This window comes from Litchfieldia alkalitelluris (genome assembly GCF_002153425.1).
Taxonomy (GTDB): Bacteria; Bacillota; Bacilli; order Bacillales; family Salisediminibacteriaceae; genus Evansella; species Evansella alkalicola.
On the sequence record NZ_KZ119600.1, the window covers coordinates 1,752,959 to 1,775,045 of the forward strand.

Here is a 22,087-nt window from a genome sequence, read left to right on the forward strand (position 1 = left end):
GTTGTTTATCGAGTACCAAAAAACTCAATCACTTGGGCAATGATGAAAATCGTAGCGAAGAAGCCAAACGCAACAACAAATCCTACAGCACTATCTAGAAAATCATTTCGTCTTGATTGAACATCCTTTTCAAATTCATTCATCAGAAATCCCTCCTATCAACAGTTAGTATACGGTAACATGCAATAAAAATCCATTAAAAAGTTTTAATTAATTTTAATTCTTTATTTGCTACTTTTTAAAATAGGTTTTGATAGACCATTTCACAACAATTCACTCGCTTTCCGCGGACGAACCGCCAAGCCTCCTCGAGAAATTCACTCTGCGGGGTCTCGTCTGGCCCGTTATTCCGCAGGAGTCTCGAGAATTGTTGTTCATGGTAAGTTTAAAGATGTAGATTTTGGTTATTGGTTGCTGAAAATTTTTCCTATGACTTTCGAATTGGGTTTTGTGCGGCTTTTACTATTATGCGTCCACTTTTCTGTAAAGAGTTGTCACCTATAGAAGAGTGCTGCATAGGATATCATAACGAGTACAGAGATAGAGAAAATTAATAACGGATCATCGCCATAATGAAGGATCCTAGGTACTTCGGCATGGCGTTTATCATAAATGGGGAGGGAGCAGCTACTGTTTTCCTTCCCTCTTTGCTTTCTTGATATGATAAACTACATATTGAAAGTATGGTGAGAGGAGAATACCGTGTCATGTCTTATATTGATATTGTTAAGCAATTAAAAAAAGGCAGTGTTTCACCTTTATATTTATTATATGGTTCTGAAGGATATTTAATTGAGGACACACTACAACGAATAATTGATACAGGGTTAGAAGAAGGAGAGCGGGAATTCAATTTATCTAAATATGACATGAAGGAATATCCAATCGAAGTTGCTATTGAAGAAGCATATACTTTTCCATTTATGGGTGGCCGCAGAATTGTCATTTTAAAAGATGCATTTTTCTTTACTGCAGCTAAGGAAAAAACGTCAGTGGAGCACGATTTAAATAAGCTAGAAGGATACTTAGAAAATCCTGCACCAGAAACGATTTTTATTATGGTAGCACCATATGAAAAATTGGACGAGCGTAAGAAAATCGTTAAATTAGCTAAGAAAAACGGGGCATTCATGGATGGTTCCCCATTAGAGGAAAAAGAGCTTCACATTTGGGTTCATGAACGTGCAAAAGAGCAAGGTGTTGAGATTAATGTAGGTGCGATTGATCAATTAATTACATTATGTGGTGCACAATTAATGCTAATGGCTTCTGAACTTGTAAAGTTAGCAATTCATGTTGGAGAAGGTGCGACTATTTATCGTGATCATGTGGATTCACTTGTTGCAAGGTCCCTTGAACAAAACATTTTTGCCCTTGTAGATGGCGTAGTAAAACAGAATATCGATCAATCATGGTCTATTTATCAAGATCTCTTAAAACAGAAGGAAGAGCCGTTAAAAATTATTTCCCTAATGGTTAGGCAATTCCGTATCCTTTACCAAGTAAAACAATTGATGCAACAAGGTTATTCCCAGAAGCAAATTGCAGGTCAATTGAAACTGCATCCATATGTCGTAAAGTTAGCTGGTGGACAAGCACGGCAATTTAAAGACGAAGAACTTTTAAATTTGTTGGACCAGTTAGCAGATATGGATTATAAAATAAAAACAGGACAACTGGATAAGTTTCTTGCTGTAGAATTATTTTTCTCCAAGCGTAGCAGACAGAAAGTATAAGGGAATGATTATAACTGGAATAGGAATATTGGTCTAAAAAGAACTGGGTTTAAGAGATCCAGTTCTTTTTTGCTCAAAGATTAAACTTAAAAAAACCATATAAAAAGGCATTCAACCTTGATAGGGAATGCCTTCATACATTATGCTGTTACTTCGTTTAGACGCTTTTGTAAGCTTGACTTTTGACGGTTTGCTGCGTTTTTATGAATAAGCCCTCTGTTAGCTGCTTTATCAATCTTTTTAGTTGCCACCAAGAATGCTTCTTTAGCACCTTCAACGTCTTTATTTTCAGCTTTTGTGTTAAACGTTTTTACAGCTGTACGTAATTCAGATTTGAAAGACGCATTTTGAGCACGACGCTTTTCGCTAGTTTGAACACGTTTGATAGCAGATTTAATGTTTGCCATCCAATTCACCTCCTTGATGCAACTGTACTGTAATAACCAATCGTTTTCCGTGCAACACTAAGGATTGTACCAAAAGCCATTTTAAAATGCAATAAAAAATTGCGAAATCTGTCAAGTAAACCTACTTTATACTCTCATTAGTGCAAATATCTTTTTGATGATGGGCACATTAAAAACAGGGGTGATTAACGTTGAGTAAGGAATTGGATTTAAGCAAATATCAAGTTCGAACAGATCTAGCGGTTGAAGCACATGAAATGCTTTTAGAGCGTAATAAACATCAACGGCAAAATCCTCAAGTTGGGCAGCGTCAAGAAGCTGGGCAGGATCAGCAGATAGATCAAGCCAAACAGGGGGAAGAACAAAGGGAAACAATTGACGGTATTGTTGTAAAAGATCGAGACGTAGATGGTATTAAGATAACGAAGGTAGAAATATCGGATCAAGCTCAAGAGCAAATTGGAAAAAAAGCAGGTCAATACTTAACATTTGAAGTTCAAGGAATTCGTCAGAAGGATACGGAATTACAAGATAAAGTTGAAGAGGTTTTCGCAAAGGAATTTAATTATTTTTTAAAGGAATTAGGAATTAACGAAGATGCAAGGTGTCTAGTTGTCGGACTTGGGAACTGGAATGTGACCCCTGATGCACTTGGTCCACTTGTGGTAGAAAACTTAACTGTAACAAGTCATTTATTTGAATTGCAACCTGAAAATGTCCAAGACGGATTTAGGCCAGTAAGTGCCATGACTCCAGGGGTAATGGGGATAACAGGGATTGAAACTAGTGACATAATTATGGGAGTGGTGGAAAAAACGAAGCCTGATTTTATCATTGCAATCGATGCACTAGCGTCTAGATCCATTGAGAGAGTAAATACAACGATACAAATATCGGATACGGGAATCCATCCTGGTTCCGGCGTAGGTAATAAACGAAAAGAATTATCAAAAGAAGTTTTAGGAATACCAGTCATTGCCGTTGGAATTCCAACTGTGGTTGATGCAGTATCCATTACAAGTGATACGATTGATTATGTGTTAAAGCATTTTGGAAGGGAAATGCGTGATCAAGGAAACGCAAGGAGAGCCCTTGCACCTGCTGGTATGACTTTCGGAGAAAAACGCAAGCTTACGGATGAAGATATGCCAGGAGAGCAGGAACGTCAGCAATATTTAGGAATTGTTGGTGGACTTGAGGAGAGTGAAAAAAGACAATTAATTCAAGAAGTTCTAGCTCCATTGGGGCAAAACCTCATGGTTACTCCTAAAGAAGTTGATGCCTTTATTGAAGACATGGGAAATGTTCTCGCGCAAGGCTTAAATGCAGCATTGCATGGAGATATTAACCAAGACAATGTGGGATCATATACACATTAACAAAATAAGGGAAGTTTCTTCCCTTATTATATCAATCCATGTGGTGCTGATTCCCTCATTGCTCCGAGCCGAACTCTCTTTATAAACAAAGGCATGAAGATTGATTCTTCATGCCTTTTACTATGGGGATATCTGTGATTTTGCGAAAATCAACAGCAAAGTTTAACAGAGCCTTTACTTTTAATTTTCCTTGCTGAAAACTAGTAGATAGATTTGTTAATAGATCTCTCTATTTTTTTCTACTAAAAAAGGTCTAATTCTATCAGTCTGTTCATAGATATAGTCGTGAGAAGAGAACAGGGAGGATGAAAATCCTATGGGAAGACGACCGAAACGACGTAGAAAACATCACATACACAGAAGAGGTGGAAGCCTTCCTAAGCGAGGTACAAGCCTACAGTTAAATGGAACGAGTATACAAAAAGCACTATTTACACTAGTGATGAGCATAGTGTCTTTGTTTTTCTTTATTTCAATTTTGACAGCATTTGGACCTGGATATTCCCTATCATCAGACTCTATAAATGATGCTAGTAAAAATATATCGAAGGAGTTATTCGTCTCTATTATGGGTATGGAGAACCCTTATTTTACACAGGCATTACCTGAAGATTACTCACCGCCATCTGTTTCTGCAGCGGTATTTGAACTAGCTACTAGTATTGATCCGGGAGACCATCGAACGTTATTAGGTCGAGAATTGCCTGGATTTGCGCAATTTGATGGACGAATTTTAGTAGCTGGGGAAGGTGTGGATTATACGAATATGCCAATCGAATCCTCACCACCAATGGATGTATTAATGGCTGAGAGAGAAGCGGCAACCGAGCGATTAGATGAAATGGATCAAATACGTGAAGAGATGGGTGGAAGTGAAGGAGAGATAGAGGTTTTAGACAATATCGTCCACATCATACACTCGCATAACAGGGAATCCTATTTACCTGAATTAACAGATGAAGATGATCCTAACCGTGCCTTCCATGACTCAGTTAATATAACACTAGTAGGAGAGAGGCTAGGGTTAGAGTTAAGGAAATATGGTATTGGATCAGAAGTAGATAACAGTGATATTAATGCCAAACTAAATGAACGTGGTTGGCAGTATGGTCAGTCTTATAACATGGCTAGGGAAGTTTTAACAGAAGCAATTGAGGAGCATGGAGAATTCGAATATTACTTTGATCTTCATAGAGACTCACAGCCGAGGGAAGTAACGACCGCTGAAATTAATGGTGAAAACTATGCTCAAATTTTGTTTGTCGTAGGTGGAGGAAATCCTAACCATGAACAAAATCTAGCATTAATGGAAAAACTACATCGCAAAATTGAAGATAAAAAGCCAGGATTATCAAGAGGGGTCTTTGATCCAAGTGGACCTGGAAGAAATGGCGTTTATAATCAAGACATTTCACCAAACTCTATTTTAATTGAATTCGGTGGTGTAGGTAATACTTTAGAGGAAGTCTACCGCAGTGTTGAAGTTTTCGCAGAGGTATTTAGTGACTATTATTGGGAAATAAATGAAGATAGAATCGTTGGCACAGAGAAGGAGGAAGAATAATGGGTCATATTTTATCTAAAGTATTACTCTTTTCTGCCATATTAATGTTAGGGTTTATTTTCGGAGTTGTGTACAGTAATCATGTTGGAGGATCTAGTTCAGACCAATGGACTGAAGGTAATAGAACAAGCGGGAATACAGTGAGCACAGTTGAAGACGTTGATGATAAAACTGAAGATTTAAGGGAGTCTCAGGAAGAAGCTTCCTCCATCTATCCTGGATTTATACTAAAAACAAATGAAGAGTCAAACTCTAATCAAAAGGCAGAGGAGTCTGAACTCAAAATTGAAATGGAAGACGAGGAGCATAGGGTCGTTTATGATCAGGAAATGGAGTCTATCAGGAATGATCTATTGAAAGATATTGATGTTCAGCGAGACCTTTTAGAGAAGCAAAGACATGTGAATCATACAGGTGGCTTGTTTTCAGAGATGGGAATCAAAACGACAGATGCTTTTGAGGGAGTATTCAAACGATTGTTCTCTATGGTAAGCAGGTAAACCTATTTCAGACATGGTAATAAACTGATACTGCGTTTAAACTTATATTGCATAAGTTTAGGCGCTTTTATTTTGAAAAGCCAGCCTTTCCACGGCAAAGAAGACACTACTAAGAATGAACATGTCACACTTGTAGCTAGTGTGAAAGCGAGTAAACCGTAGTTTAATACAACAGGACCTATTTGCAGGATAGACTTTTAATTAAAAAGATATTTGATGAATATGCATGGTTATTGCTATAATAAGCAATAGTCTGTTTATTGAGATGTACATAAGAATGGAAGGTGCACAGTTTTGAAGTGAGGTTCACTGACCAGTATTAAGACATCGTCCTATTCTTTTTATATTATTGGGAGTGATTGTATCATGAAACATGAAGATCGCGTAAAACGTCGGGAAAAAATACGTAATTTTTCCATTATCGCACATATTGATCATGGGAAATCAACGCTAGCTGACCGTATTCTTGAGAAAACAAGTGCACTAACGCAGCGTGAAATGAAAGAGCAAATGCTAGACGCCATGGACCTTGAGAGGGAACGTGGAATTACAATAAAACTAAATGCAGTTCAACTAAAATATAAAGCAAATGATGGAGAGGAATATATTTTCCATTTGATTGATACTCCAGGACATGTGGATTTCACTTATGAAGTATCTCGAAGTCTCGCTGCTTGTGAAGGAGCCCTTTTAATTGTTGATGCAGCACAAGGGATTGAAGCGCAGACTTTGGCAAACGTTTATCTTGCGTTAGATAATGATCTTGAAATTTTGCCTGTCATAAATAAAATTGATTTACCGAGTGCTGAGCCTGAGCGAGTAAAGCAGGAAGTAGAAGATGTAATCGGACTTCCTCAAGAAGATTGTCTTTTGGCCTCAGCGAAAAGTGGTATTGGTATTGAGGAAATTCTTGAAGCCATCGTAGATAAAGTTCCACCACCTGATGGTGATCCAGCAGCGCCATTAAAAGCAATGATATTTGACTCCCTCTATGACCCTTACCGTGGTGTCATTGTGTATATGAAGGTTGTAGAAGGTACTGTAAAACCAGGGGATAAAGTAAAGATGATGGCTACTGGGAAAGAATTTGAAGTTCAGGAGCTTGGAGTATTTACGCCAAAGCCTGATAAAAGGGACGAACTCACTGTTGGTGATGTAGGCTTTATGGTCGCTGCAATTAAGAACGTTGGTGACACGCAAGTTGGTGATACAGTAACAAGTGCAGAGAATCCGACTGATGAACCACTTCCTGGATATAGAAAGCTTAATCCAATGGTATTCTGTGGTTTATACCCTGTTGACACAAACGATTATAACGATTTAAGAGAAGCGTTAGAAAAATTAGAATTAAATGATGCATCATTACAATATGAACCAGAAACATCTCAAGCATTAGGCTTTGGTTTCCGTTGTGGGTTCTTAGGACTTCTTCATATGGAAATCATTCAAGAAAGAATCGAACGTGAGTTTAATATCGACTTAATCACAACGGCGCCAAGTGTTATTTATCAAGTACACTTAACTGATGGAGAATTGATTAGAATTGATAACCCATCAAATATGCCTGATGCTCAGAAAATTGAATATGTGGAAGAACCGTATGTAAAAGCACAAGTGATGGTACCTAATGACTATGTTGGAGCTGTAATGGAGCTCTGCCAGAAAAAACGCGGCGACTATCTTGATATGCAGTATATGGACGAAAATAGAGTAAATATCATCTATGAAATTCCATTGTCTGAGATTGTCTTTGACTTTTTTGACACGTTGAAATCAAATACGAAGGGCTATGCTTCCTTTGACTATGAAATGATAGGATATAAAGAAAGTCGATTAGTGAAAATGGATATCCTACTAAATGCTGAGCAAATCGATGCACTTTCTATCATTGTCCATCGTGATTCAGCTTATCAACGTGGTAAAATCATTGTTGAAAAGCTGAAGCAGTTAATTCCAAGGCAGCAGTTCGAAGTGCCTGTACAAGCGAGTATTGGTCAAAAAATCATTGCCCGATCAACAATAAAAGCGATGAGAAAAAATGTTTTAGCTAAATGTTACGGTGGGGATATTTCTCGTAAACGTAAATTACTTGAGAAGCAAAAAGAAGGTAAAAAGCGGATGAAGAGCGTAGGAAGTGTAGATGTACCACAAGAAGCATTCATGTCAGTATTAAGCATGGATGAAGGAGATAAGAAGTAATTCTTCAAGGTGTGTTCAGAAGCTGATTGCTTTTGGCACACCTTAACCATTTTCAAGAAGAGAGAGGTGAAACATAATATGCCGAAGGCCGTATATATACATGTACCTTTTTGTGAGCAAATATGCCATTATTGTGATTTCAATAAATTCTTTTTACAAAATCAACCTGTAGATGAGTATATAGAGTTGTGCGAAATGGAAATCAAGAATACAATTTCTAACTTCCCGACGGAAGAAGTTTCCTCTGTTTATGTTGGTGGAGGTACGCCAACCTCATTGACGACTGATCAATTAGGGCGCTTATTAGAATGGGTGAAAGAGTATTTCCCCCTAGCTGAAAACTATGAGTGGTCAGTAGAAGTGAACCCAGGAAGCGCCAATTTTGATAAGTTACAAAAGATGCAAGAAATTGGTGTGAATAGACTCAGTATTGGTGCCCAAACCTTTGATGCAGCGTTGTTAAAAAAAATAGGTAGGGACCATGAACCAGGGGACGTGGAAAAAACAGTGCAACAGGCCATTGAAGCTGGTTTTACAAACCTGTCCATTGATCTAATGATGGGTTTGCCTGAACAAACGATGGAACAATTTCAAGAAACATTGAGACAGGTTGTAGCCCTTCCGATCCAACATATAAGTGCCTATTCCTTAAAAATAGAACCCAAAACTGTGTTTTACCAGTTGTGGAGTAAAGGGAAGCTTCCGATGCCTGGGGACGAGTTGGAAGCCGATATGTATGAAGAATTGCGTAACACCTTGAAGGAAGCAGGGTTCACACATTATGAAATAAGTAATTTTGCAAAAAAGGGCTTTGAGAGTACGCACAATTTAACATATTGGAACAATGAGGAATATTATGGAATCGGAGCTGGCGCTCATAGTTATGTACAAGGTGTGAGACGGATAAACCACGGACCACTTCCAAAATACATGAATGCCGTAAAGCAGTCAGGTTTCCCATATAGAGAAGAGCATCAGGTTAGTAAGACAGAAGCGATGGAAGAACATATGTTTATGGGACTAAGGAAGCTGGACGGCGTTTCATATACTAATTTTTATAATCGGTTTGGAATTGAAATGAGAAGCATCTTTTCACAGGAAATTGACAGGCTTGTAAATGACGGCCTATTAAGGGATAACGGAAGTAGTATCCAGTTAACAGATCATGGACTTTTACTTGGCAATGAAGTATTTGAAAAGTTTTTGTTGAAAGAACAATGAATTTAACGAAAAAAACGCTTTATTAGTGTTCAATAATTGACAACGTCATTCTACTTTTGGTAAGTTATTATATAGATTTAGCACTCGACGTAAGAGAGTGCTAACAGGAGGGGATGCACATGTTGACTGAGCGGCAATTGCTTATTTTAAAAGCGATTATTGATGACTATATTACCCATGCAGAACCAGTGGGATCCCGCAGTGTATCCAAACGGGAGGACATGAGCTACAGCCCGGCAACAATTAGGAATGAGATGTCGGACTTAGAAGAGCTAGGCTTTCTAGAAAAACCGCATAGTTCTGCTGGTAGAATCCCATCGCAAAAGGGATATCGTTATTATGTTGATCATCTTTTGTCACCCCAAAAATTATCAAAAAAGGATAAAAGTGGAATTCAGTCTGTTTTTCAGGAGCGTTTTAGTGAGATTGAGGAGGTTATTCAGCAATCGGCTAAAATCTTGTCTAATTTAACGAGCTATACGTCAATCGTACTAGGTCCTGAAGTATTTGAATCTACTTTAAAACAACTGCAGATTATTCCCATTTCAAACGAAGCAGCAGTTGCCATCATTGTGACAGACACGGGGCATGTTGAAAACCAAACAGTGGCAATTCCTGAAGGTCTAAATACTCATGATTTAGAAAAGGTTGTAAATATTATAAATGAGCGGTTGAAGGGGGTTCCGTTAGTTCACCTTCGTCATAAACTCACAACTGAAATTGGTAAGGTTTTAGAGAAGTATATTGATCAGTACGATCTAATGCTCTCCCTCCTTAATCGAACTTTTATTTCCCATCAAAATGAAAAAGTGTTCTTTGGTGGAAAAACAAATATATTAGCGCAACCTGAGTTTCATAATGTGGAACGAGTGAGAGAGCTATTTAACATTTTTGAAGAAAATGCTTTAATTTCAAAATTGTTCCGTGCTGAAGATCAAGGTCTTACGATAAAAATAGGCCAGGAAAATCGATTTGAGCCTTTTGATGAGTGCACAGTTATTACAGCAACGTACGCTATTGATGGAAAACATATGGGGACAGTTGGTATATTAGGTCCAACCAGGATGGAATATCCACGAGTTGTTGGAATAATGGATTACATGGCCAAAGATTTGTCGAAGCTATTAACAAACAGGTATAATAAATAATTTATTATGTTTCTCTTGACAAATGAGAAGAATATATTTATTCTCCAACATTGTATGTGTTTTGAGGAGTCTAAATTGTACTCCTCATATCAACATGCTTTAATAGGGAAAGTTAATCGAGACCTGAAAGATTCGAGATTGGCTATGGGATTTAGTTCGATAAAAAACTATTAATTTATTTTATTGAGGAGGTGAATTTCGTGGAAAACCAAGATAAATATACAGATGAAGCTGTAGAAGTTGAAGAGCAAGAAAACAATGAAGATGCAACATCTGAAGAGGAAAGCAGCAATGAAGAAGAGGTTGTATTAGAATCTACAGATGAACAACAGGAATCTGTAGAAGGTGAATCTATTTCACCTGTCCAAGAACTAGAAGCTAAATTAGAAGAGTCAAATAACCGATTCCTTCGCTTACAGGCTGATTACGAAAACTTCCGCCGCCGCACTAGACAAGAAAAAGAGGCGGATGCGAAATATAGATCACAGCGTCTTGCAGAAGAACTATTACCTGCTATGGATAATTTCGAAAGAGCATTAAATATACAGGTTGAGTCTGAAGAAGCCACAAGCCTTTTAGAAGGTATGGAAATGGTCTACAGACAACTGAAGGACGCATTGAAAAAAGAAGGTGTCGAACCTGTAGAATCAGTAGGTATGCCTTTTGATCCTCACTTCCATCAGGCAGTGATGCAAGTGGAAGAGGAAGGGTATGACTCCAATGTTGTTGTGGAGGAGCTCCAAAAGGGATATAAAATAAAAGACCGTGTAATAAGACCAGCAATGGTTAAGGTAAATCAATAGATTAATCATTACATATGAATAAGATAGGAGGATGCTATCAATGAGCAAAGTTATTGGTATAGACTTAGGAACTACAAACTCTTGTGTTGCTGTCATGGAAGGTGGCGAAGCAACAGTTATTACAAACGCAGAGGGTGCTAGAACAACGCCATCTGTAGTTGCTTTTAAAGATGGAGAGCGTCAAGTTGGGGAAGTGGCTAAACGCCAAATGATTACTAACCCAAATACGATTACATCTATTAAGCGTCACATGGGGTCGGATTATAAAGTAGAGGTAGAAGGTAAGGATTATACGCCACAACAAATTTCTGCTATCATTCTTCAAAAATTAAAGGAAGATGCGGAAGCGTACTTAGGGGAAAAGGTTACAAAAGCTGTAATTACAGTACCTGCTTATTTCAACGATTCCCAACGTCAAGCAACAAAAGACGCTGGTAAGATTGCTGGCCTTGAAGTAGAGCGTATTGTTAACGAGCCAACAGCGGCAGCACTAGCATACGGTTTAGAAAAAGAAGAGGATCAAACTATTCTAGTATATGACCTTGGTGGAGGTACATTTGACGTATCTATTCTAGAATTAGGTGACGGCTTCTTCGAAGTTAAAGCTACATCTGGGGATAACAAATTAGGTGGAGATGACTTCGACCAAGTAATTATCGATTATTTAGTAGCTGAGTTTAAGAAAGATAATGGAATTGATCTTTCTCAAGATAAAATGGCTTTACAACGTTTGAAAGATGCTGCTGAAAAAGCGAAGAAGGATCTATCTGGTGTTTCCCAAACACAAATTTCCCTTCCGTTTATTACAGCGGACGCATCTGGACCTAAGCACTTAGAGCTATCTCTTTCTCGTGCTAAATTTGAAGATCTGTCTTCTGATTTAGTTGAGCGTACGATGGGCCCAACTCGTCGTGCTATGCAAGATGCTGGTCTTTCTGCAAATGAAATTGATAAGATAGTTCTTGTTGGTGGATCAACTCGTATTCCTGCTGTTCAAACAGCTATTAAACAATTAACTGGAAAAGATCCACACAAAGGTGTTAACCCTGATGAGGTAGTTGCACTTGGAGCAGCTGTTCAAGCTGGTGTATTAACTGGTGACGTGAAGGACGTTGTTTTACTAGACGTTACGCCACTATCTCTAGGTATCGAAACAATGGGTGCTGTAATGACCAAGTTAATTGATAGAAACACTACAATTCCAACAAGTAAATCACAAGTGTTCTCAACAGCAGCAGATAACCAACCTTCAGTAGATATTCATGTTCTACAAGGGGAGCGTGAGATGGCAGCTGATAACAAAACACTTGGAAGATTCCAATTAACGGATATTCCACCAGCACCACGTGGGGTTCCACAAATCGAAGTTAGCTTCGATATTGATGCGAATGGTATCGTAAATGTTCGTGCGAAAGATCTAGGTACGAATAAAGAGCAATCCATTACAATCACTTCTTCTTCTGGTCTTTCTGATGAAGAGATTGAAAAAATGGTGAAGGAAGCAGAAGAAAACGCTGAAGCGGATAAAAAGCGCCGTGAAGAAGTAGATCTTCGTAATGAAGCTGACCAACTTGTTTTCACTACTGAAAAAACGTTAAAAGATTTAGGTGAAAACGTAGATGAAGCTGATAAATCTAAGGCTGAAGAAGCAAAAGATAAAGTGAAAACTGCACTAGAAGGAACTGATATTGAAGCAATTCGCACAGCGAAGGATGAGCTTCAAGAAGTGGTTCAACAGCTGTCAACAAAGCTTTATGAGCAGGCTGCACAACAAGCACAAGCACAGCAAGGAGCAGAAGGTGCTGCTGGCGGAGAAAGTGCAACAGACGATAATGTTGTAGATGCTGAGTATGAAGAAGTAAACGAAGACGAGAAGAAATAAGCTAATGTTTTAAAAGTCAAAGTCAGATATGGCTTTGACTTTTTTCACGAAAAACATGGGAACTGCTGGGAGAGTGTTGCCTGTTTTTCTTGTGGATGTTAACATATTCGTTATGGATTAGCAGTCGGGAGTGGATAGAATGAGCAAGAGAGATTTTTATGATGTACTTGGTTTGGATAAAAACGCATCCGAAGCAGAGATAAAGAAAGCATACCGTCAATTGGCGCGTAAGTATCATCCAGATGTCAATAAAGAGGCGGACGCAGAAAGTAAGTTTAAGGAAGTAAAAGAGGCGTATGATACGTTAAGCGATTCTCAGAAGCGTGCTCACTACGACCAATTCGGCCATACGGATCCAAATCAAGGCTTTGGTGGTGCTGGAGCAGGTGACTTTGGTGGCTTTAGTGATATTTTTGATATGTTCTTTGGTGGAGGCGGCGGTAGACGAGACCCGAATGCACCTCGTCAAGGAGCAGATTTACAATATACAATGACACTGGAGTTTAAAGAAGCTGTTTTTGGTAAAGAAACAGATATAGAGATCCCACGTGAAGAAAATTGTAACACTTGTGATGGTTCCGGTGCAAAACCTGGTACGAAGCCTGAAACATGTAAACAGTGTGGTGGCTCTGGTCAATTAAATATTGAACAGAATACACCGTTTGGTAGAGTGGTTAACCGCCGAGTATGTAATCATTGTCAAGGTACTGGTAAACAAATCAAGCACAAATGCCGTACTTGTGGCGGCGATGGAAAAGTGAAGAAACGTAAAAAAATTCACATTAAAATTCCTGCAGGTGTAGATACTGGTCAACAAATTCGTGTTGGAGGTCAAGGGGAGCCAGGTGTTAACGGTGGACCTCCAGGAGACTTATTCGTCGTGTTCAATGTAAGGCCACACGAATTTTTCGAACGCGATGGTGATGATATTCATTGTGAGATGCCTCTTACCTTCGTTCAGGCAACGTTAGGGGACGAAATTGAAGTTCCTACATTGAAAGGTAAAGTTAAAATAACGATTCCACCAGGAACACAAACTGGTACCCACTTCAGACTACGTGGAAAAGGGGTTCCGAACGTTCGTGGAATGGGGCAAGGTGATCAGCATATTCAAGTTCGTGTAATCACACCGAAAAAGGTGACAGATAGACAGAAGGAACTGTTAAAGGAATTTGCTGAGATTAGTGGAAATGAAATACCAGATGAGCAAAGTAATAATTTTTTCTCAAAGGTAAAGCGGGCTTTTAAAAACTTTGGGGAATAAGTTAAGAGAATTTCGAGGAGTTGGTTAGATGAAATGGTCAGAAATTAGTATTCATACTACACAAGAAGCGGTGGAACCTGTTAGTAATGTTTTGCATGAGGCTGGAGCTAGTGGGGTTGTTATTGAAGACCCTGTGGATCTTGAAAAGGATTGGGATACCACGTTAGGTGAAATTTATGATCTTTCTCCAGAAGACTATCCCGAAGAAGGTGTCATCATCAAAGCATACTTACCTGTTAATAGTTTTTTAGGGGAAACTGTGGAAGGGATCAAAGAGTCTATTAACCAACTTCTCGTCTATGATATTGATCTGGGATTCAATAAAGTTACAGTGAGTGAAGTAAACGAAGAAGAGTGGGCAACTGCATGGAAGAAGTATTATAAGCCTGTGAAGGTCTCTGATCGTATTACTATTACTCCTACTTGGGAAGAATATGAAATGGTTCATGAGGAAGAGCTTATCATTGAGTTAGATCCTGGCATGGCTTTTGGAACAGGAACACATCCAACAACAGTTCTTTCTATCCAAGCTTTGGAGCAGTATTTGGCCTCCGGAGATGATGTCATTGATGTTGGTACAGGTTCTGGCGTCCTTAGTATTGCTGCTGCTAAACTAGGAGCTTCCTCTGTTTTGGCAATTGATCTTGATGAAGTTGCAGTGAAAGTGGCAAATATTAATGTGAAATTAAATAAATGTCAGGACTCTGTTACTGTCCAACAAAGTAATCTAATGGATAAGGTAGATCGTAACCCTGATTTAATTGTTGCTAACATTTTAGCGGAAGTCATTGTTGTAATGACAGATGATGCTTATAAAGCTTTGCGTCCAGGGGGAACTTTTATTACTTCTGGAATTATTCAGGGCCGTCGCTCGGAAGTGAAAGACGCGATGGTGAAGAGTGGATTTGAAATTGTCGAGATTACGGAAATGGAAGATTGGGTTGCCGTAGTCGCGAAAAAACCAGAATAGGTGATTACATGCAGCGCTATTTTTTAAGCAAAGATCATTTTAGTGGCGAGAATATTTACATTACAGGTGAAGATGCAAAGCATATCCGGCGTGTCATGCGAATGGAAGTAGGATATAAAATTGTTTGCTGTGACGATGCTGGAAACTGCTTTCTTAGTGAAATCGTTGATTTTCCTCAAGAGAATGTGAAAGCAAAGATATTGCATTCAGAGGAAAAACAGGTGGAGCTTCCGATTCATGTTACTGTCGCCCATGGTTTGCCAAAAGCCGATAAATTTGAACTAGTTATACAAAAGGGTACAGAGCTTGGTGCAACGTCATTTGTCCCCTTTGAAGCTGAACGATCTGTTGTAAAATGGGATCGGAAAAAAGCAGTTAAAAAAGTAGAACGCTGGAATAAGATTGCAAAAGAAGGGGCGGAGCAATCCCATCGTCATGTAGTGCCTGAAGTAAATGATGTGTCTAGCTTTAATCAGTTGTTAGATCGTTTCGATGCTTTTGATTTTGTTTTAGTCGCATATGAAGAAGCGGCTAAAAGCGATGAGAAAAGTCGTTTTTATTCTATTTTGAGTAAGATGAAGGCCGGTGAAAAGCTCTTATTGATTGTAGGGCCTGAGGGCGGTTTTTCTGATCGGGAAATAGAAAAAATGGATGAACGAGGAGCGACCATTTGTGGGTTTGGCCCTCGTATTTTGCGCAGTGAAACTGCACCGTTGTATGGCTTAGCGGCCATATCATATCATTTTGAATTGTTAGGGTGATGAATAATGCCAACAGTAGCTTTTCATACATTAGGATGTAAAGTGAATCATTATGAAACTGAGGCCATTTGGCAGTTGTTTCAGCACGGAGGCTATGAAAAAGCTGAATTCGAGCAAGCAGCTGATGTGTATGTTATTAATACTTGTACCGTAACGAATACTGGAGACAAAAAAAGTCGCCAGGTCATTCGTCGTGCCATTAGAAGAAATCCAGAGGCAGTCGTTTGTGTAACAGGTTGCTATGCACAGACATCACCTGCAGAAATTATGGCGATTCCTGGAGTAGATATTGTAGTTGGTACACAAGACCGCCATAAGCTATTAGGTTATATTGAACAGTATCAGAAAGAGCGTGAGCCGATTAATGGTGTAGGGAATATTATGAAGGCTCGTGTTTATGAAGAATTAGATGTACCTGAATTTACGGATCGTACTCGTGCGTCGTTAAAAATACAGGAAGGCTGTAATAATTTCTGTACATTCTGTATTATTCCTTGGGCGCGTGGTTTGATGCGTTCTAGAAAACCTGAAGATGTTATTAGTCAGGCAAAACAACTTGTTGAAGCAGGATATAAAGAGATTGTCCTAACTGGTATTCACACTGGTGGATATGGTGAGGATATGAAGGATTACAGTCTCGCTCGACTTCTTCAAGATCTAGAGCAAGTAGATGGATTGAAAAGAATCCGTATTTCCTCCATTGAGGCTAGTCAAATTACAGATGAGGTCATTCGTGTCATTGATGAGTCAGAAAAGGTTGTAAGACACCTACATGTTCCGCTTCAATCTGGATCGAATTCTGTGTTGAAGCGTATGCGTCGGAAATATACAACTGAATTTTATTTCGACAGAGTAGAGAAGTTGAAGAAGGCCTTACCTGGCTTAGCTGTGACATCTGATGTTATCGTTGGCTTTCCAGGGGAAACAGCTGAAGAATTCCAAGAAACATACGACTTTATTAGAAAAATTGGGTACTCTGAATTGCATGTATTTCCTTATTCTAAACGTACAGGTACGCCTGCTGCGAGAATGGAAGACCAAGTGGAAGATGAAGTCAAAAATGAGCGTGTTCATAAGCTTATTCAGCTATCAGAGCAATTAGCAAAGGAATATGCCTCAAAATATGAAGGTGAAGTACTAGAAGTAATTCCAGAAGAGAAAGATAAAGAAAATCCTGATAGTAATTATTATATTGGGTATTCTGATAACTATTTGAAGGTTAAATTCCCTGCCGACGAATCAATGGTTGGTAAAATTGTGAAAGTAAAAATTGAGCAAGCAGGCTATCCATATAATGTTGGTAGTTTCGTTCGTGTTTTAGATGACACACTAGTAGCGACAAAGGAAACGGAAAAGTCTGCTGTTTAATTTGGAATTACGAAAGTCAGGGGTTGGTTCATTTACTTCTGGCTTTTTTTCTATGTGAAAAGTGGGAAAGGATTCTTTATTGTCTTTTTGTCATTCTGAGTGAGAGTTCAATGAAAAATCAAGAGTTAAGTGTAACAGTCTCAGGAGAAAATTCCTTGTTTTTTGAGCGTTTAATGGTAACACTAATTTTTAGTAAAGGCTCGTCAGCAGCTAGAAAAAATGGTATGCTCCATATGATGAGAAGTACGTACAACTCGTGCTAGAGAGAATGAGAGGATGATTTCAATGACAGTAACGTTAGGGAAAATGATAGACCATACATTATTAAAACCAGATGCAACCAAAGACCAAATAGTCACGTTATGTAATGAAGCAAAGGAATATAAGTTTGCCTCCGTCTGTGTAAACCCTACTTGGGTAAAAACAGCTTATGAAATTTTAAAAGACACGCCAGAAGTAAAGGTATGTACTGTAATTGGTTTTCCATTAGGAGCTAATACACCAGAAGTTAAAGCATTCGAAACAAAAAATGCCATTGAGAATGGTGCCACAGAAGTGGATATGGTTATCAACGTTGGCGCATTAAAGGACAAAGATGACGACCTTGTGTTAAAGGATATTCAAGCTGTAGTGAATGAAGCAAAAGGGAAGGCCCTTTCCAAGGTGATCATTGAGACTTCTCTTTTAACTGACGAAGAGAAAGTTCGAGCTTGTAAGTTATCCGTCAAAGCAGGAGCGGATTATGTCAAGACATCTACTGGTTTTTCTGGTGGAGGTGCAACAGTAGAAGACATTAAATTGATGAGAAAAACGGTTGGCCCAGATTTAGGTGTAAAAGCTTCTGGAGGCGTTCGTGATCGTGAGTCGGCTCAAGGAATGGTGGATGCAGGTGCGACTAGAATAGGTGCCAGTGCTGGAATTGCTATCGTAAAAGGTGAAGCTGGACAAGCAGGTTATTAAGTTAAACAAAACAACCGATTCTTCATTTCTATTTTAGATAGGGTCTGAAGGTCGGTTGTTTTATTAGGTAGGGTAGGCATATTCTTGACCGTATTGATAAGGCTTATGGTGGTGAATTTACTAAATTAGAGGAGCTCTTTCTTTCCACCATGCATCCAAGTAACAAACTTACTGAAGTGGTTGATAAAAGGCAAAATTAATAACGAACTAAGTAAATTGAAAACTAAGGCAGCATGGGCAAGTTGTACCGATGGCATGGTTGCTATACTTCCAACCCATTGTGCAAAATAAGCAATAAATGGGAAGAACAGTGTAACACCAATAAGATTCACCCAAATATGAGCATAAGCTGTTAACTTAGATTCTCTTGTACCTCCAAGACTGGCGAGCCAAGCTGTCATACATGTTCCAAGGTTTGCCCCTATCATAATTGAGATACCCGCAGGTAAGTTCAATAGTTGCTCATTCATAAAACTCATGGCTATCGCTGTCACCGCTGAACTGGACTGAATAATAGCACTGATTACTACGCCTACTGTTAATGCGAGGGCATCATGTTCGTTCGTAGAAACAATCCATTCATATACAGTAGTTAGGGAGGACAAAGGGTAAGCTAACGTTCCAAATCCATTCATGGCAATGAGGATACTACTAAACCCGAAAAATAGACAACCAAGGCAGAACAGAAATTGACTTTTTGTCATAAGTAGTGGAATTCCAATAAGAATAAGAGGAAATATTAGCCATGATAAATCAAAAGCAATAATTTCCAGCGTTACAACCGTTCCAATATTTGCCCCGAGAATAATACCTATGGAATGTTTAAAAGGGATCAAACCTCCAGCTACAAGCCCAACTGTCATGATCATCACGGCTGAACTACTTTGCAAAATCGCAGTTACCACGAGACCAATCAGCAAACTTTTTAATGGATGATCTACTGCTTTTTCTAACAGTGACGCCATTTTTCCCCTTTGCATATGTAGTAGGCCTTGTCTCATCACCGTCATTCCGAACAAAAATAACGCAATATATATAGCAAACAATGAAATAATTTGATTCATTTTTTTACCCCCTCTCAACTATGTGTATGATGCAGTTGTACAGGCATGACAAGCAATTAAAATCTATGTTTCTTTTGAAAAAAATAGGGAACTGAGTTGACCATTCTGCTTCATTCGTTTATAATCAACAAAGACATGCGATTATGCGTGTCTTTTGATTGGTTGTTTGGAGGGAGGGATACAGAATGGCAGAAACACGTGTACGTAAAAATGAATCCATTGATGCTGCTCTTCGTCGCTTCAAGAGAACCATGTCTAAAGAAGGTACATTGGCAGAAGTTCGAAAGCGAAAGCACTATGAAAAGCCTAGCATTAAGCGTAAGAAGAAGTCAGAGGCAGCTCGTAAGCGTAAGTTCTAAGGAGAGGGTGTATTTCCTTGAAACTGCTTGATAAATTGAATCAAGATATGAAAGATGCGATGAAAAATAAAGAAAAGCAACGTCTCACAGTGATACGGTCTATTAAGTCTGAGTTGCAAAACGAGGCTATTAAAACAGGACAAGAATTAACTGAAGATGATGCACTCACTGTTTTGAATCGTGAAATGAAACAAAGAAAAGAATCCCTCCGAGAATTTGAGCAAGCCAATCGTGAAGATCTTGTTGCTAAAACAAAGGCAGAAATTGACATATTGCAAGTATATATGCCATCACAATTAACTGACGATGAATTGCAGCAAATCATTTTAGATACGATAAAAGAGGTTGGAGCTGCTTCAAAAGCAGATATGGGGAAAGTGATGGGAGCAGTCATGCCTAAAGTAAAAGGCAAAGCTGACGGCTCAAAAGTAAATCACCTAGTTCTTAAATCATTAGGTTAACAATAAAACGCCATGTCTCGAATGAGCAATTATTCGGGACAGGCGTTTTTTAGTTGTTTAATTGGAGGGATTGATGGGAGGGGCTGGTAATTGGTGGGGGAGGTAGTTTGGGAGGAAGTAAGAAGCTCACGTGAGATAGGTGGGAGCTCAATCGAACGCGAAAAAGCTTAAAAATGGGAAACTCGCGTGAGATAGAATGCTAATCGAACGCGAAAAAAAGGAAATACAAGAAACTCGCGTGAGATAGGTCGGTAATCGAACGCGAAAAAGAGCAAAAGTAAGAAACTCGCGTGAGATAGAGTGCTAATCGAACGCGAAAAAGCTTAAAAATGGGAAACTCGCGTGAGATAGAATGCTAATCGAACGCGAAAAAAAGGAAAAGCAAGAAACTCGCGTGAGATAGGTCGCTAATCGAACGCGAAAAAGATCAAAAGTAAGAAACTCACGTGAGATAGGTCGGTAATCGAACGCGAAAAAGAGGAAAAGTGGGAAACTCACGTGAGATAGACTGCTAATCGAACGCGAAAAAGAGGAAAAGCAAGAAACTCGCGTGAGATAGGTCGGTAATCGAACGCGAAAAAGAGCAAAAGTAAGAAACTCGCGTGAGATAGAATGCTAATCGAACGCGAAAAAAAGGAAATGCAAGAAACTCGCGTGAGATAGGTCGGTAATCGAACGTGAAAAAGAGGAAAAGTGGGAAACTCACGTGAGATAGAGTGCTAATCGAACGCGAAAAAGAGCAAAAGTAAGAAACTCACGTGAGATAGGTCGTTAATCGAACGCGAAAAAGATCAAAAGCAAGAAACTCGTGTGAGATAACAAGCTAGTAATATATTTAATCTACAATGTAGTAAGAATAAGGGCCATGGAAAACGACCTTGTAATGCTTAGTTAATATCCTTTCAATAGTTCGGTCACTTATTTCCCGCCCACACCACTCATAAATATCTTTAACGGTAATTTTCATTTCTGGAAAAAGTAATCTTACTTCCTCGACACACCTGAGGGTTCCGCTCTCCACAGTTTCAGTGTAATCACATGTGTCCTCCTGCTTCGTGCAACCAAGTGTAATTCGATTTTTAAAGGACATAAACGAACGGCATTTCGGACATTGCACTCCCTTCTGCAACTCAATAAATGAATATGCCGGTAAATTCTTATAAGGAGATTCATCTTTAGCAACTTCCATTAGCTTTTTAGCAAGCGCCAGATGACTTTGATTCAAGGACCCATTTTTTCTATCCAAGTTTCCTATAAACCTTTTCATTTGCGTAGGATATATGATTGAAGGGTCTTGTGGCGCATTGTATAGCCAAAATTCGGGGTGATTAAAAACGAGATAAGGTTCAATATTTAACTTAAAGCCGATACTTTGAAGAAGTTTACCAAGAAGGATCTCAGTTCTTTCAACTTGTCGTAAGGGATTGGTAATTTTCTCCCCATTCCACCTGCATATCCAGTCGTGACCTTTCACTTCATAATCACCACCATAGTACTTAACTTCAATAAAAATGATAGAGTGCTTGGAGATAAGTAAATGATCAATTTGGAATTTCGTATTGTTGATTTCAAACTCGAGGTTGTGTAAGATGTGCATTTCTGAGGTTAGGAGTTTCAGGTAATCGCTCATTAGTTTTTCACCAGTAAAGCCTTTTTCTAAGTTCTGATAGTGCTTCATCACTTCATTTGAAAAACTCATGCGTGAATGTAATAAACGAAAGAGGCGCAATTCAATGGGTAAATTTAACGGTTTGATTTCCATGTCTCACTTCCTTCAAAAAATTTAGTATGACCATTCCAAAAAATATAGCAACGGTCTACTTAAATATAATCCTAGGTCCAATTTTTTACAAGGAAAATCATTTACAAACAAAAAGTGACTAATACTATCAAAACTTGCTTTCTGTTTACGCTACATTGTTCCTTCTTCCAAACTTTGTTCCTGTATACGCAGCATTGTTCCTACTCTAAAACTACATTCCGCAACAACAATACCCGTTCAGCTGCGACATTTCATTATTGCAACAAAACTTCGTTATAA

The 22,087-nt window shown here is 38.8% G+C and carries 20 protein-coding genes; 16 read left to right on the forward strand and 4 right to left on the reverse strand.

The window, feature by feature from the left end; genetic code table 11:
• Nucleotides 1-5: 5 nt before the first annotated feature.
• Nucleotides 6-143: a YqzM family protein gene (locus BW724_RS08185; protein WP_088074764.1), complete on the reverse strand. Its 138-nt coding sequence runs from the start codon at nt 141-143 to the stop codon at nt 6-8.
• Nucleotides 144-707: 564 nt separating this feature from the next.
• On the opposite strand from BW724_RS08185, the gene holA reads away from it, so the two are divergent.
• Complete coding sequence (gene holA, locus BW724_RS08190; RefSeq protein WP_088074765.1) at nt 708-1,736, forward strand: DNA polymerase III subunit delta; 1,029 nt, start codon at nt 708-710, stop codon at nt 1,734-1,736.
• 140 nt (nt 1,737-1,876) lie between these two features.
• On the opposite strand, the gene rpsT is transcribed toward holA, so the two are convergent.
• A complete protein-coding gene (rpsT, locus tag BW724_RS08195; RefSeq protein ID WP_088074766.1) occupies nt 1,877-2,143 on the reverse strand; it encodes a 30S ribosomal protein S20 in 267 nt (88 codons plus the stop codon).
• Between the two features lie 191 nt (nt 2,144-2,334).
• Here rpsT and gpr point away from each other — a divergent pair, with 191 nt between their 5' ends.
• The 13 genes from gpr (at nt 2,335) to deoC (ending at nt 18,162) form a co-directional block, all read left to right on the forward strand.
• Complete coding sequence (gpr, locus tag BW724_RS08200) at nt 2,335-3,522, forward strand: GPR endopeptidase (protein ID WP_088074767.1); 1,188 nt, start codon at nt 2,335-2,337, stop codon at nt 3,520-3,522.
• 316 nt (nt 3,523-3,838) lie between these two features.
• Nucleotides 3,839-5,086, forward strand: a complete 1,248-nt coding sequence (spoIIP, locus tag BW724_RS08205) for a stage II sporulation protein P (RefSeq protein WP_088074768.1) — start codon at nt 3,839-3,841, stop codon at nt 5,084-5,086.
• Entirely contained in the window at nt 5,086-5,586 is a 501-nt protein-coding gene (locus tag BW724_RS08210) for a hypothetical protein (RefSeq protein WP_088074769.1), read from the forward strand. Before spoIIP ends, BW724_RS08210 begins: the two co-directional genes overlap by 1 nt.
• 366 nt (nt 5,587-5,952) lie before the next feature.
• Nucleotides 5,953-7,785, forward strand: a complete 1,833-nt coding sequence (gene lepA, locus BW724_RS08215; RefSeq protein WP_088074770.1) for a translation elongation factor 4 — start codon at nt 5,953-5,955, stop codon at nt 7,783-7,785.
• 78 nt (nt 7,786-7,863) lie between these two features.
• A complete protein-coding gene (gene hemW, locus BW724_RS08220; RefSeq protein ID WP_088074771.1) occupies nt 7,864-9,006 on the forward strand; it encodes a radical SAM family heme chaperone HemW in 1,143 nt (380 codons plus the stop codon).
• 119 nt (nt 9,007-9,125) lie between these two features.
• Entirely contained in the window at nt 9,126-10,154 is a 1,029-nt protein-coding gene (hrcA, locus tag BW724_RS08225) for a heat-inducible transcriptional repressor HrcA (RefSeq protein ID WP_088074772.1), read from the forward strand.
• Between the two features lie 200 nt (nt 10,155-10,354).
• Complete coding sequence (gene grpE / locus BW724_RS08230) at nt 10,355-10,957, forward strand: nucleotide exchange factor GrpE (RefSeq protein WP_235848926.1); 603 nt, start codon at nt 10,355-10,357, stop codon at nt 10,955-10,957.
• Nucleotides 10,958-10,997: 40 nt separating this feature from the next.
• Nucleotides 10,998-12,839 carry a molecular chaperone DnaK gene (gene dnaK / locus BW724_RS08235; protein WP_088074774.1) on the forward strand — a complete coding sequence of 614 codons (1,842 nt, stop codon included), beginning with the start codon at nt 10,998-11,000 and terminating at the stop codon, nt 12,837-12,839.
• A 139-nt stretch (nt 12,840-12,978) separates the two neighbouring features.
• On the forward strand, nt 12,979-14,103 hold the full coding sequence (gene dnaJ, locus BW724_RS08240; RefSeq protein ID WP_088074775.1) for a molecular chaperone DnaJ: 1,125 nt from the start codon (nt 12,979-12,981) through the stop codon (nt 14,101-14,103).
• 28 nt (nt 14,104-14,131) lie between these two features.
• Nucleotides 14,132-15,073: a 50S ribosomal protein L11 methyltransferase gene (gene prmA / locus BW724_RS08245; protein ID WP_088074776.1), complete on the forward strand. Its 942-nt coding sequence runs from the start codon at nt 14,132-14,134 to the stop codon at nt 15,071-15,073.
• An 8-nt stretch (nt 15,074-15,081) separates the two neighbouring features.
• Nucleotides 15,082-15,834, forward strand: a complete 753-nt coding sequence (locus BW724_RS08250; RefSeq protein WP_088074777.1) for a 16S rRNA (uracil(1498)-N(3))-methyltransferase — start codon at nt 15,082-15,084, stop codon at nt 15,832-15,834.
• A 6-nt stretch (nt 15,835-15,840) separates the two neighbouring features.
• A complete protein-coding gene (gene mtaB, locus BW724_RS08255; RefSeq protein ID WP_088074778.1) occupies nt 15,841-17,202 on the forward strand; it encodes a tRNA (N(6)-L-threonylcarbamoyladenosine(37)-C(2))-methylthiotransferase MtaB in 1,362 nt (453 codons plus the stop codon).
• A gap of 285 nt (nt 17,203-17,487) precedes the next feature.
• Nucleotides 17,488-18,162, forward strand: a complete 675-nt coding sequence (deoC, locus tag BW724_RS08260) for a deoxyribose-phosphate aldolase (protein ID WP_088074779.1) — start codon at nt 17,488-17,490, stop codon at nt 18,160-18,162.
• A gap of 125 nt (nt 18,163-18,287) precedes the next feature.
• On the opposite strand, the gene BW724_RS08265 is transcribed toward deoC, so the two are convergent.
• Complete coding sequence (locus BW724_RS08265) at nt 18,288-19,226, reverse strand: Na/Pi symporter (RefSeq protein ID WP_088074780.1); 939 nt, start codon at nt 19,224-19,226, stop codon at nt 18,288-18,290.
• A gap of 185 nt (nt 19,227-19,411) precedes the next feature.
• On the opposite strand from BW724_RS08265, the gene rpsU reads away from it, so the two are divergent.
• Nucleotides 19,412-19,585, forward strand: a complete 174-nt coding sequence (gene rpsU, locus BW724_RS08270; RefSeq protein ID WP_013488195.1) for a 30S ribosomal protein S21 — start codon at nt 19,412-19,414, stop codon at nt 19,583-19,585.
• A 17-nt stretch (nt 19,586-19,602) separates the two neighbouring features.
• Nucleotides 19,603-20,046 carry a GatB/YqeY domain-containing protein gene (locus tag BW724_RS08275; protein ID WP_088074781.1) on the forward strand — a complete coding sequence of 148 codons (444 nt, stop codon included), beginning with the start codon at nt 19,603-19,605 and terminating at the stop codon, nt 20,044-20,046.
• An 835-nt stretch (nt 20,047-20,881) separates the two neighbouring features.
• Here BW724_RS08275 and BW724_RS08280 read toward each other — a convergent pair.
• Nucleotides 20,882-21,808, reverse strand: a complete 927-nt coding sequence (locus tag BW724_RS08280) for a nuclease-related domain-containing protein (protein WP_088074782.1) — start codon at nt 21,806-21,808, stop codon at nt 20,882-20,884.
• Nucleotides 21,809-22,087 lie beyond the last annotated feature (279 nt).